The organism is Bradyrhizobium sp. 604_D8_N2_3 (genome assembly GCF_051810765.1).
GTDB lineage: Bacteria > Pseudomonadota > Alphaproteobacteria > Rhizobiales > Xanthobacteraceae > Bradyrhizobium > Bradyrhizobium barranii.
Genome location: NZ_JBPWPM010000001.1, coordinates 4,506,517 through 4,518,976, shown reverse-complemented (window position 1 = coordinate 4,518,976; position 12,460 = coordinate 4,506,517). Strand labels below are relative to the sequence as shown.

The 12,460-nt window shown below is 65.6% G+C and carries 13 protein-coding genes; 11 read left to right on the top strand and 2 right to left on the bottom strand.

Annotation, left to right across the window (positions count from 1 at the left end; translation table 11 throughout):
• Nucleotides 1–20: 20 nt before the first annotated feature.
• From AB7245_RS21385 to aat, 9 genes are all read left to right on the top strand, one after another.
• Complete coding sequence (locus AB7245_RS21385; protein ID WP_085401094.1) at nt 21–788, top strand: DsbA family protein; 768 nt, start codon at nt 21–23, stop codon at nt 786–788.
• A 237-nt stretch (nt 789–1,025) separates the two neighbouring features.
• Entirely contained in the window at nt 1,026–1,835 is an 810-nt protein-coding gene (locus AB7245_RS21380) for a DUF1236 domain-containing protein (RefSeq protein WP_208086591.1), read from the top strand.
• Nucleotides 1,836–2,092: 257 nt separating this feature from the next.
• The gene (gene aroQ / locus AB7245_RS21375) at nt 2,093–2,560 is read left to right on the top strand and encodes a type II 3-dehydroquinate dehydratase (RefSeq protein WP_135213477.1); all 468 of its coding nucleotides are present in this window, start codon (nt 2,093–2,095) and stop codon (nt 2,558–2,560) included.
• Between the two features lie 35 nt (nt 2,561–2,595).
• Entirely contained in the window at nt 2,596–3,084 is a 489-nt protein-coding gene (accB, locus tag AB7245_RS21370) for an acetyl-CoA carboxylase biotin carboxyl carrier protein (RefSeq protein ID WP_439034873.1), read from the top strand.
• Nucleotides 3,085–3,143: 59 nt separating this feature from the next.
• Entirely contained in the window at nt 3,144–4,499 is a 1,356-nt protein-coding gene (accC, locus tag AB7245_RS21365) for an acetyl-CoA carboxylase biotin carboxylase subunit (protein WP_439034872.1), read from the top strand.
• Nucleotides 4,500–4,601: 102 nt separating this feature from the next.
• Complete coding sequence (locus AB7245_RS21360) at nt 4,602–6,119, top strand: sensor histidine kinase (RefSeq protein ID WP_439034871.1); 1,518 nt, start codon at nt 4,602–4,604, stop codon at nt 6,117–6,119.
• Complete coding sequence (locus AB7245_RS21355; protein ID WP_135213475.1) at nt 6,116–6,556, top strand: response regulator; 441 nt, start codon at nt 6,116–6,118, stop codon at nt 6,554–6,556. Before AB7245_RS21360 ends, AB7245_RS21355 begins: the two co-directional genes overlap by 4 nt.
• Nucleotides 6,553–7,668, top strand: a complete 1,116-nt coding sequence (locus AB7245_RS21350; protein WP_063983555.1) for a sensor histidine kinase — start codon at nt 6,553–6,555, stop codon at nt 7,666–7,668. The genes AB7245_RS21355 and AB7245_RS21350 overlap by 4 nt, the downstream gene beginning before the upstream one ends.
• 47 nt (nt 7,669–7,715) lie before the next feature.
• A complete protein-coding gene (gene aat, locus AB7245_RS21345; protein ID WP_135213473.1) occupies nt 7,716–8,396 on the top strand; it encodes a leucyl/phenylalanyl-tRNA--protein transferase in 681 nt (226 codons plus the stop codon).
• Between the two features lie 13 nt (nt 8,397–8,409).
• Here the strand turns inward: aat and AB7245_RS21340 are convergent, their stop codons facing one another.
• On the bottom strand, nt 8,410–9,468 hold the full coding sequence (locus tag AB7245_RS21340) for a DUF2155 domain-containing protein (protein WP_166096385.1): 1,059 nt from the start codon (nt 9,466–9,468) through the stop codon (nt 8,410–8,412).
• Nucleotides 9,469–9,672: 204 nt separating this feature from the next.
• On the opposite strand from AB7245_RS21340, the gene AB7245_RS21335 reads away from it, so the two are divergent.
• Nucleotides 9,673–10,620: an alpha/beta hydrolase gene (locus tag AB7245_RS21335; RefSeq protein ID WP_439034870.1), complete on the top strand. Its 948-nt coding sequence runs from the start codon at nt 9,673–9,675 to the stop codon at nt 10,618–10,620.
• A gap of 8 nt (nt 10,621–10,628) precedes the next feature.
• A complete protein-coding gene (locus AB7245_RS21330) occupies nt 10,629–11,636 on the top strand; it encodes a Na+-dependent transporter (protein WP_439034869.1) in 1,008 nt (335 codons plus the stop codon).
• A 7-nt stretch (nt 11,637–11,643) separates the two neighbouring features.
• On the opposite strand, the gene AB7245_RS21325 is transcribed toward AB7245_RS21330, so the two are convergent.
• Nucleotides 11,644–12,438, bottom strand: a complete 795-nt coding sequence (locus AB7245_RS21325; RefSeq protein ID WP_439034868.1) for a methyltransferase domain-containing protein — start codon at nt 12,436–12,438, stop codon at nt 11,644–11,646.
• Between the last annotated feature and the right edge of the window lie 22 nt (nt 12,439–12,460).

Genomic DNA, 12,460 nt, shown 5'->3' with positions numbered 1-12,460 from the left:
TTCGATAAGAGGATTTGCCTATGCCTTCGCTGCGCCTGCTTGCTCCCGCGCTGTTCGCGCTCGCCATGTTCGGCGCAGCCGCGCCCGCGTCGGCCGACAGCTTCTCGGATGCCCAGCGCACCGACATCGAGGCGATCATCAAGAACTATCTCGTCACCCATCCCGAGGTGCTCGAGGAAGCGATGACCGAGCTCACCAAGCGCCAGGCCGCGGCCGAAACGCAGAAGCACGAAGCCAGCATCGCGCAGAACTCCGATGCGATCTTCAACTCGCCGCGCCAGGTCGTGCTCGGCAACAAGGACGGCGACGTCACCTTCGTCGAGTTCTTCGATTACAATTGCGGCTACTGCAAGCGCGCGATGGGCGACATGCTCGACCTCATGAAGGCCGATCCGAAGCTGAAGGTCGTGCTGAAGGAGTTTCCGGTGCTGAGCCAGGGCTCGGTCGAAGCGGCACAGGTCGCGGTCGCCGTGCGCATGCAGGATCCCACCGGCAAGAAGTATCTCGACTTCCACCAAAAGCTGCTCGGCGGCCGTGGCGCCGCCGACAAGGCGCGCGCGCTGCAGGCGGCCAAGGAAGCCGGCCTCGACACCGCCAAGATCGAGAAGGACATCGGCAGCCCCGAAGTGCGCGCCACCATCGAGGAGAATTTCAAGCTTGCCGAAGCGATGGGCATGAACGGCACGCCGAGCTACGTGATCGGCAAGCAGATCGTGATCGGCGCCGTCGGCCTCGAAGGCCTGAAGGAAAAGATCGGCGTTGCCCGTTGCGGCAAGGCGACTTGCTAACAAGGCGACCTGCTGATCGCGCGTTTCACAATTCACGCATGCAAGGAGGCCGGCTGAACAGCCGGCCTTTTTCGTTGACCGCAGCTTTGCGCGAATTCTGGCGCGAATCCGGCGCGCGCATTCATCTCGCGTTTAAGAAACAAATACCCCGGAACCGCCGATGTTCCGGAACAACTCAAATCTCCTTTCGTTGGTGGCGCGGGCAATGACGCAAAGAAACACGTGAGGAGAGATTCGATGTCTAACCGCTTTATGATCTCGGTTGCCGCGCTCGCGCTCGTCGCAGGCACCGGACTGGCGAACGCACAGGGCACCATGAACCGCGACAGCGGTGGTGGCGCCGGTGCGCAGCCGACGCAACATTCGCAACCCGCCGGCGGCGCAGCTGAACGTGGCGCGATGGGCAAGGAAGCCGCTCCCGAGAAGGGCACCGTCGGCCAGGCCGGCGGCGCCATGAAGCCCGGCGGAGCAGCCGAGGAGAAGTCGTCCGGCGCGACGGAGAAATCCGGTGCGATGGAAAAGTCAGGCGGGATGGAAAAATCCGGCACGATGAACAAGAACGCGGCTGACGAGAAGGCCGGCGCGACGAAGGGTGAGCACGCCCAAGGCGCGCAGGACAAGTCCGCGCAGGACAAGTCCAAGAGCACGATGGACAAGTCCCAGATGGACAAGTCCAAGAGCACCGAGACCGACACCAAGAGCGGCAACATGAACGCCCAGACCAAGGGCGCGGACAGCAAGGCTGCCGACACCAAGTCTCAGACCACGACCGGCGCCGCGCCTGCGACCGCTGCGGCACCGCCTGCCGAGAAGCGGTCCGAGATCTCAACGGCGATCAAGTCGACCAAGATCGAAGAGACCACGAACGTCAACTTCAACATCTCGGTCGGCGCCGCGATCCCGGCGTCCGTTCGCTTCCATCCGCTGCCGCCCCGGATCGTGGAAATCTATCCGGAGTGGCGCGGCTATGACGTGATCTACGTCCGCGGACAGTACATCATCGTCCGTCCGCAGACGCGCGAGATCGTGTACATCATCGAAGGCTAAGCCGCCTGGCTGACGCCCGATAAGCCCTTGCCGAGAGATCGGCAGGGGCTTTTGGCCTATTGGGCGGCCTCCCCTGCCTATCCCGCCCGGCAGCCACGATTAGAACTGGTTAACAAGCAATTTCCGTAACTTCCGCACAGGTTTTTGCACCCCGGATGAGCTGTTTGAAGCCCCCTGGGAGGTCCTTCAAGGCTTCCCCTAGGGCGCTTTGTTACCTATAACCCCCGCCACGCCGAAGCACCTCTTGCGGGATTGGAATGGCCGAACCAGCAACCGACACGATCCTCGTTCTCAACGGGCCGAACCTCAACATGTTGGGGACGCGCGAGCCCGAGAAGTATGGCCATGCGACGCTGGCCGACGTCGAAACGCTGTGCCGCGAAGCGGCGGCGGCGTACGGCCTCAAGGCCGACTGCCGGCAGTCCAACCGCGAAGGCGAACTGATCGACTTCATCCACGAGGCGCATGCCCGCAAGATGAAGGGCATCATCATCAATGCCGGCGGCTATTCGCACACCTCGATCGCGCTGCACGACGCGCTGCTCGCGGTGCAGATCCCGACCGTCGAAGTGCACGTGACCAACATCCACGCCCGCGAGAGCTTCCGTCACCATTCCTACACCGCGCGCGCGGCCTTCGCCTCGCTCTGCGGTTTCGGCATCGAGGGCTACCGCCTCGCGATCCAGGGCCTTGCAGCCAAGCTCGGCATCAAGCCCAAAGCCTGACGCTCCCTCTTCACACAGAACATTCGGATCAGAACATGGCGCGCCAGCCAGACGACAAAGCAGCCGTAAAGTTTTCCAGCGAGGATTCCGCGCTCGTCCGCGAGCTCGCACTTCTGCTCGATGAGACCAGCCTCACCGAGATCGAGATCGAACGGGCCGGCCTTCGCCTGCGCGTCGCCCGCAACATCAGCGTCGCCGCCACCATGCCGATGCAGATGGCGGCCGCTCCCGCCATCCTGCCGGCAGCCGCAGCTGTCGCCGCGCCAGCCGCGGCCGACCTGTCGAAGCATCCGGGCGCGGTGATCTCGCCGATGGTCGGCACCGCCTATTGGGCGCCGGAGCCCGGCGCCAAGCCGTTCATCGAGGTCGGCAGCAAGGTCTCGGTCGGCCAGACGCTGCTGATCATCGAAGCCATGAAGACCATGAACCAGATCCCCTCGCCGCGCGCCGGCACGGTGACGCAGATTCTGGTCGAAGACGGCCAGCCGGTCGAGTACGGCGAGCCGCTCGTCATCATTGAGTAATGGTCGTGGGCGGTCAGCCGCCCTAGCCGCTTCCCGCGCGCCAGTCCCTTAAGGACACCATGTTCGACAAGATCCTCATAGCCAATCGCGGCGAGATCGCCCTTCGCATCCTGCGCGCCTGCAAGGAGCTCGGGATCGCGACCGTCGCCGTGCACTCCACCGCCGACGCCGACGCCATGCATGTGCGCCTGTCGGACGAGAGCGTCTGCATCGGGCCGCCGCCGTCCAAGGACAGCTATCTCAACGTGCCCGCGCTGCTCGCGGCCTGCGAGATCACCGGCGCGGATGCCGTGCATCCCGGCTACGGCTTCCTCTCCGAGAACGCGCGCTTCGCCGAAATCCTTTCCGAGCACAATCTGCATTTCATCGGCCCCAAGGCCGAGCACATCCGCCTGATGGGCGATAAGATCGAGGCCAAGAAGACGGCCAGGAAGCTCGGCATTCCCGTGGTGCCCGGCTCGGACGGCGCGGTCGGCCCCGAGGACGACGCGATGGCGATCGCCAGGAAGATCGGCTTCCCCGTGCTGGTCAAGGCAGCCGCCGGCGGCGGCGGCCGCGGCATGAAGGTCGCGCAGAGCGAGGCCGACCTCCAGGTGGCGCTGTCGACGGCAGCCAACGAGGCCAAGTCCGCCTTCGGTGACGCGTCCGTCTATCTCGAAAAATACCTCCAGAAGCCGCGTCACATCGAGATCCAGATCCTCGGTGACGGCCGCGGCGGCGCGATCCATCTCGGCGAGCGCGATTGCTCGCTGCAGCGCCGCCACCAGAAGGTCTGGGAGGAAGGTCCCTCGCCCGTCCTTGCCGCCGCTGCACGCGCCAAGATCGGCGAGACCTGCGCCAAGGCGATGCGCGAGATGAAATATCTCGGCGTCGGCACCATCGAATTCCTGTTCGAGGACGGCGAGTTCTACTTCATCGAGATGAACACCCGCATCCAGGTCGAGCATCCCGTCACCGAGAGCATCACCGACATCGACCTCGTGCTGGAGCAGATCCGCATCGCTGCCGGCGGCGATCTGCCGGCCAAGCAAAGCGAGATTCAGATCATCGGCCACGCGATCGAGTGCCGTATCAACGCCGAGAACCCGCAGACTTTCCGTCCCTCGCCGGGCCGCATCACGCAATATCACCAGCCCGGCGGGCTCGGCGTGCGCATCGATTCTGCGGTCTATCAGGGCTACACCATCCCGCCCTATTACGACTCCCTCGTCGGCAAGCTCATCGTCCACGGCAAGACCCGCGCCGAATGCCTGATGCGGCTGCGCCGGGCACTGGACGAGATGGTGGTCGAGGGTATCGAGACGACGCTGCCGCTGTTCCGCGACCTGGTGCGCCAGGACGACATCATCAACGGCGACTATCACATCCACTGGCTGGAACAGTACCTCGCGGGCAAGGAACCGGTCGCAGGGTGACCCCTCTCCTCCCGTGGAACCCTTTGGCCCCCATCGCGTTCTGGACGGGGACAGTCCGAGGGGGCCTTTTGAGTTCCGTTGACTTGACGAAGCGAGACCGTCGTGACGACTGAAGCGCAACGACGGCGCTCCATGTGGCAGATCCTGCTGTTCTCGGCGGGTCTTCTGGTCTTGACCGTGATCAGCGCCGGCTCCGTCTACCTGGTCAACAAGGCCAGAGACGATAGCAAATGGGTGATCCACACCATCGAGGCGGAGAACCAGATCAACGCCCTGCTGCTGGAAATCCGGCGTGCCGAGAGCGCCGCCCGCGGCTATCTCCTGACCCAAGGGGCGGATTTCAAGGCCGACCATGAGAAAGCCGTGGCAGCGATCATACCTGCCCTCGACAAGCTCACGCGCCTGACCCGCGATAATCCGGACCAACGCGGCAACATCGAGAAGCTGAGCGCGGCTATCGAAATCCGGCTGGGGCAATTCAAGCAGGAGCTGGACTTCATCGGCCAGAATCGGCCGGACAAGGCCATAGCGCAGGTCCGCGAGGCCGCCTCCACCGACACCACGGCCGAGATCAGCAAAGTCGCCGTCTTCATGATCCAGGAGGAGGAGCGTCTGTTCCGGCTCCGATCGGCCAATTCCGACCGCAGCCAGACGCTGGCGGCCTCGATGACCGGCATCGGTTCGGGCCTCGTGGTGCTGCTGACCCTGATCTCGATCTGGCTGGTGCGGCGCTCGGTGCTGGCCCGCGACGAGGCCGAGACGCGCCTGCGCGACGCCTACGCGAATCTCGAGACCGTCGTCGACGACCGCACGGCAGACCTGCGCGAGGCCAACAACGAGATTCAGCGCTTTGCCTATATCGTCAGCCACGATCTTCGCTCGCCACTCGTCAACATCATGGGCTTCACCAGCGAACTCGAAGAGCTCAGCGGCGACATTTTCCGCCGTATCGGCGGCCTTACCCATGTCCCGGCCGATGGCCCGCCGCTAGCTGACGGCGAGGTCACGCTCGAAGGCCCCGACAAGCAGCTTTCAACGGATTTTTCCGAAGCGCTCGGCTTCATCAAGTCGTCGATCGCCAAGATGGACCGCCTGATCTCGGCGATCCTCAACCTCACCCGCGAGGGCCGGCGCGAATTCGTGCCCGAGAAGATCGACACCCGCGAGCTGATCGAAGCCATCGTCTCGACGCTGGCGCATCAGTCCGCCGAAGCGCAGGCCGAGATCCATGTCGCGCCGCTGCCGGATCTCGTCAGCGACCGCCTTGCGCTGGAGCAGATCTTCTCCAATCTGATCGACAACGCCATCAAATATCTCAAGGCCGGCGCCCCCGGCGAGATCAGAATCCGCGGGCGCACCAAGCTTGGCTACGCTATCTTCGAGATCAGCGATAATGGCCGCGGGATCGATCCGAAAGATCACCAGCGGATTTTCGACCTGTTCCGCCGGGCGGGAACCCAGGACAAGCCTGGTCAGGGCATCGGTCTTGCGCATGTGCGTGCACTTGTTCGCCGCCTCGGCGGTACCATGTCGGTATCATCGGAACTGAATACCGGCAGCACCTTCACCATCACGCTGCCCATCACCTGGAACACAAGCAACCGGAACGCCGACCAATGACTCAACCCGTCACCATCATCATGATCGAGGACGACGAGGGCCACGCCCGGCTGATCGAGCGCAACATCCGCCGATCCGGCGTCAACAACGAGATCATCCCCTTCGCCAACGGCACGGACGCGGTGAAGCACCTGTTCGGCGCAGACGGCAGCGGGCTCGTGCAGAAGGGCAATGCGCTCCTGATCCTGCTCGATCTCAACCTCCCCGACATGACCGGGATCGACATCCTGAAGCAGATCAAGGAGAACAAATATCTGAAGGCCTCGCCCGTGGTGGTGCTGACCACCACCGACGACAGCCAGGAAATCAAGCGCTGCTACGAACTTGGCTGCAACGTCTACATCACCAAGCCCGTGAACTACGAGAATTTCGCCAATGCCATCCGGCAGCTCGGCCTGTTCTTCTCGGTCATCCAGGTCCCGCCCGCCGCCTCATGAACCAGCACCCGCCTACACTGCTCTACATCGACGACGACGCGGCGCTGGCCCGCCTGGTCGAGCGCGGCCTGACGCGGCGCGGCTACAAGGTCATTCATGCCGCGAGCGGCGAGGAAGGCCTGGAGCGTATCCGCCGCGCGGGGACCCAAAACAGCGCCGACGGCTGCATCGACGTCGTGGCGCTCGACCAGTACATGCCCGGCCTCGACGGGCTGGAGACGCTCGAGCAGATCATGGCGATATCGGGCGCGCCGCCCGTGGTGTTCGTCACCGCGTCGCAGGATTCCAGCATCGCGGTCACCGCGCTGAAGGCGGGCGCGGCCGATTATCTCGTCAAGGACGTCAAGGGCGACTTCATCCCCCTGCTCCACGTCGCCGCTGACGGCGCGCTGCGGCAGGCCGAATTGCAGAAGGCGCGCGAGGAAGCCGAAGCCGAGATCCATGCATCGCGCGACCGCTACGCCGCACTCGCCGCCGAACGCGAGCTGCTGCTGCGCGAGGTCAATCACCGCGTCGGCAACTCGCTCCAGATCATCGCTTCGCTGCTGCATCTGCAGGCGAACTCCGCAGGCCAGGAAGAGGTCAAGGCGGCGCTGACCAACGCGATGGGCCGCGTCGCCGCGGTCGCGCAGGTGCACCGCCGGCTCTACACCTCGCAGGACCTGAAGAGCGTGGTGCTCAACCAGTATCTGGATTCGCTGCTCGAGGATCTCAGGCGCTCGGCCGAAGGCAACCGGATGTCGCGGCTGACGGTGAAGGCCGAGCCGATCGAGATCGATCCGGACCGCGCCGTCGCCGTCGGCATCATCGTCAACGAGCTGGTGATGAACGCGGTGAAATACGCCTATCCCGACGGCGCCGGCCCCATCCATGTCGAGCTGACCTCGCAGGGCGAGGATCTGCTGCTGGCGATCACCGACGACGGCGTCGGCGACAAGGTCAAGGCGGATCCACGCTCGACCGGCATGGGCCAGCGCATCGTCGCGGCGATGGCCACCAAGCTCGACGCCACCGTCGAGCGCGACCCCGCCCATTCCGGAACTCGCGTCATGCTGAGGTTCCGCCGCACGCCCGCGGCCCCCGACAAGACCAACAACGCCGCCGCAGGCTGATCCTCGCCCCCTTCGCAACACCTCCACGATCCTGCTATTGTTGCGCCATGACTTCGCGCGACTCCGCTTCGTCTGAAATCACGCCGGCCGTGCTGTTGCGTGCCTATGCCTGCGGCATTTTTCCGATGGCCGAGAGCGCCGACGATCCGACCCTGTTCTGGGTCGAGCCGGAATTGCGCGGCGTGATCCCGCTCGAGGGATTTCGCGTGGCCTCGCGGCTCGCGCGCACCGTCCGTACGGACGCCTTTCGCGTCACCGTCAACACCGCGTTCAAGGCAACGATCGCCGGCTGCGCGGCGCCGCAGGCGGGACGCGAGGACACCTGGATCAACAAGCGGATCCGCGACCTCTATGGCGGCCTCTACGAGCTCGGCCATTGCCACAGCGTCGAGGCCTGGCAGGGCGACGACCTCGTCGGCGGGCTCTACGGCGTCAGCCTCGGACGCGCCTTCTTCGGCGAGAGCATGTTTCACACCGCGCGCGATGCCTCGAAGGTCGCGCTGGTGCACCTGGTCGCGCGGCTGATCCATGGCGGCTTCGAGCTGCTCGACACGCAATACGTCACTGATCATTTGAAGAGTTTTGGCGCGGTCGAGATTTCGCGGCGGCGCTACACCGCACTGCTCGACAAGGCCCTCGCCGGCGACCCCGGCGATTTCCTGAGGCTGTCAGCCGGTGACGCGATCCCGGGCGCGCGCGCGCTCGACATCGTCGCCTCCCGGCCATGATCGGTGAAGGGGCCTAGCGCCCGAACCCGGGGATGCCGAACAGGCCCGGCCGCTGCTCCGGCGGCGGCGGGGGTGGCGGCGCCGGCTGCTGCTGCTGGATCGGCGGCAAGGGCTGCGGCGGACGCTGCTGCACGGCCTGCTTGGGTGGCGCCGCCTTCTTCTGCGCGGGCGGCGGAGCCGGCGGCTTTGCCGCGGCCGGATCGGGCGCCGCGGTCGCAATGGTCTGCTGCGGCTCTTTGCAGTCGGTGAGCCAGATGTCGTAGATCGGATGCTCGACGCCGTGCAGGCCGGGGCTCGCCGCATACATCCAGCCTGAGAAGATGCGCTTCACCTCGCCCTGCAAGGTGATCTCGTCGACCTCGACGAAGGCGTCGGTATTGGTGGCTTCCGTCGCCGGCCGCGTATAGCAGGCGTCGGTCTTGACCCGCAGCGCGCCGAACTGGACGGTCTCGCCGATGTCCTCGTCGAAATTGATGATGCGCCCGGTGATCTTGTCGAGGCCGGAGAAGGTCGCCTTCTTGTTCACGATCTTCTGGGCCGGCGGCTCGGTTACGACCTCGTCGCCCGGCTGGAGGCTCGCCGGGGTCTGCGGGACAGTGCCGCCCGGCCCGCCCTTCTGCTGGGGCTGGCGCTGACCGGGCGCACCCGGGGCGGCTTGCGGATTGGGCGGAGCGACCGCCACGGACGGCGGCTGGTTTGGCGGAGCGACGGTTGAGCCCGGCGGCGGCGCCAGGGGCTGGGATTCGACCGGCCCCGGCATCACGTTACCTTGCCGGCCCGGCGGCGGCGCCATCGGGCGCGACGGCAGCACGCGGCCCTGCGGCGGCAGCTCGGGGACCTCTTCATCGTCATCGGGGATCTGAGGCTGCGGCTGACCACGCGGAATCGAACCCGGCGGCCGCGGCGGCGGGTCGGAGAAGATCGTGCCGATCTGCGCCTGCGCGGGCGTCGCAACCGTCAATGCGGTGGCGGCCAGAAGCGCCGCAAGACCTGGCAGGGCAAGTCTTGTAAGGGTAAAGGTTCGAACCATCTTCTCGCGCGGCTTCAACAGCGAATCGGGCTTGCTGGACATTCTACAGGGGATACCGCCGCTCGCAGGCCATCCGGTTAACACGGCGAATACGGCGGGGGAAGGGCGGCATCCCTGCCCTGCCCGCCGCCCGCTGGCCAGACCGGCGGCCGGATGGGATAGTTCACCGGCCCCTCCCCGGGGCCGAGGCGGGCAGCGCCCCCGGAAACGACGTCCAACGATAACAGAAAGCCCAAGGTCGCTCCCATGCCCGTCGTGCTCGATCCCGATGCCGCCGCCGTCTACAAGGCCTTCCTGGAGGCCGGCCGCCCCGCCTATGAGACGCTGACGGCACCGGAAGCCCGCGCCTACTACGGGCAGGCCCGCTTCGCCACCAACCCCGAGCCGCCGGAACTGGCGCGCGTCGCGGCGCTGGCGATCCCGGCGCCGCACGGCGAAATCCCCGCCCGCATCTACGTCCCGAAGCAGCCGCGCCTTCAGAACGGCCTGTCGCCGGCGCTGGTGTTCTTCCATGGCGGCGGCTGGGTGATCGGCGATCTCGACTCCCACGACGTCGTCTGCCGCCAGCTCGCCGTTTCAGGCGCGCTGATTGTGATTTCGGTCGATTACCGCCTCGCGCCCGAGCACAAGTTTCCCGCCGCCGCCGATGACGCGATCGCCGCGACCAGATGGATTGCAGCGAACGCGCGCGAGCTCGGCATCGATGCCTCGCGCCTTTCGATCGGCGGCGACAGCGCAGGCGGCAATCTCGCCGCCGTGGTCGCGCTCACCGCACGCGACGGCCATGGTCCGAAGATCGCCGGCCAGGTCCTGATCTACCCCGCGACCGATTTCGCCATGACGCACGGCTCCCACAGCGAGCCCGAGACCAGCGTGCTGCTGACGCATTCGGTGATCCGCTGGTTCCGCGACCACTATCTCAACGGCGCGGCCGACATCCAGGACTGGCGTGCCTCGCCGGCGCGCGCGAAGAGCCTTGCCGGTCTGCCGCCGGCCTATGTGCTGACCGCCGGCGCCGATCCGCTGCGCGACGAAGGCGACGACTATGCCGAGCGCCTCAGGCAGGCCGGCGTGCCCGTCACGTACAAGCACTACCCCGGCCAGTTCCACGGCTTCTTCACGATGGGCAAATTGCTCCAGCAGGCCAATGTCGCGGTGCGCGAGATCGGCGCCTGGTTGAAGGAGCTGGGCTGACGCCTCCCATGCCCTTCGTTCTTCAAACCGTCTTCGCCCTCCCCCTGCGCGCGCTGACATGGCTCGGCAGCCAGGGCACCCGCGGGGTCGCGGCGGTCGTGTTCGTCGCCGCCGCCGTGCCGCCGCTCGGCGCGCTGCTGCGGCCCTACATCACCGAAGCGATCCTCGTCCTGCTCTGCATCTCCTTCATGCGAGTCGATCTCGCGGCGCTGTACGGTCACCTACGCCGCCCGGCGCTGATTGCGACCGCAACCGCCTGGACTACGATGGGCGTGCCGCTGATCGTCGGACTGATCATCTATGCAACAGGGCTCAACGACCGCTCGCCCGGCCTTTCCGTTGCCCTGATGCTCCAGAGCATGGCCTCGCCGATGATGGCGTCTCCGGCGCTCGCCGCGCTGATGGGCCTCGATGCCACGCTCGTGCTGGTCACGCTGGTGACCTCCACCGCGCTGGTCCCCTTCACAGCGTCGCTGTTCGCAAGCCTGTTCCTCGACGGCATGCTCAGCGTCACACCGGCGACGCTCGGCCTGAAGCTGCTCGGCATCCTCGCGGCGTCGCTGCTGGCCGCAACCATCATCCGTTGGGTGTTCGGCGCAAAAGCGATCCAGCGCCACAGGAAGCCGATCGACGGCTTCAACATCATCATCCTCCTGATCTTCGCCGCCGCGATCATGGGCGATGTTGTGAACGATCTGGTGGCGCAGCCGGTGTTCACCATCAGCCTGGCGGCTCTGTCCTTCGCGACCTATTTCACGCTGCTCGCCGTCACCACGCTGCTGTTCCGCCGCATCGGCTATGAGCGCGCGCTGGCGCTCGGACTGATGGTGTCACAGCGCAATCTGGGCCTGATGCTGGCCGCGACCGCCGGCGCGCTGCCGCCCACCACCTGGCTCTATTTCGCGATGACGCAGTTTCCGATCCACCTTGCGCCCTACATGCTGACGCCGATTGCACGGCGCCTGGTGGCCCGCGCGGATGGCGCAGGCACGGCAGCCGCGGGCGAGGCGACCTAGGACGCAATCATAGCGGCGGCGCGGCTGGCTTTGAGGCCCTGAAGAGATAGCGGTTGGTGCTGAAGAAGTATTGTCCCGCCCCGCTGAGATGCTCGAACTCGCTGTGCCATGCTTCGAGATCATCGGCTGAAACGTCGTTCCTGCGGGCGACGAAGTCCCGAATGCCCTGAGCCAGCCCCTTGCTGTAGCTATCGTCATCGTACTGCAAATTCAGGATTGGAAAGACCGACGCTCCGTCCAGGTGAAGTCGTGCATTCACCAGTCTGTGGGCCATCGACCTCGGGAGACGCGGGTGAGCGCAGTGCGCTTCCCATGATTTCATCACCGCGGCCATACGTTCCGGGCTTTCGGAATGCCACACCACCGCATCCCAGTCGGTTGCGACGAAAATCGTACGGCCACCTGGCTTGAGGACGCGAAATGTCTCTGCGAGGACGCGGTCGACATCAGGCACGTACTCGGCGACCTGCGTGCACACGACGACATCGAACGACGCATCGGGTTGACCCAATTCCGTGGCGTTGCCGATCGCATATGAAATCCAGGCGGAAGCCTTCTGCCGGTTGCAGACCGCGATCAGGTCAGTCGACACATCGATCCCGACGACGGCACCATCAGGCCCAACGATCTGCGCCATGCTTTCGCAGAGATAGCCGGGACCACATCCGATATCGAGAACGCTCTCGCCGGCAGACAGATTGAGCTGCCGAATGGTCTCCGCGCGCTGGGCGGTCACGTCCCCCGTGAGATAGATTCTCTGGAGCCGTTTCGCGTTCTCGTTGCTGTACTCCATCCCGCTCATCTTCGCCTCCACGCTCGAGTGC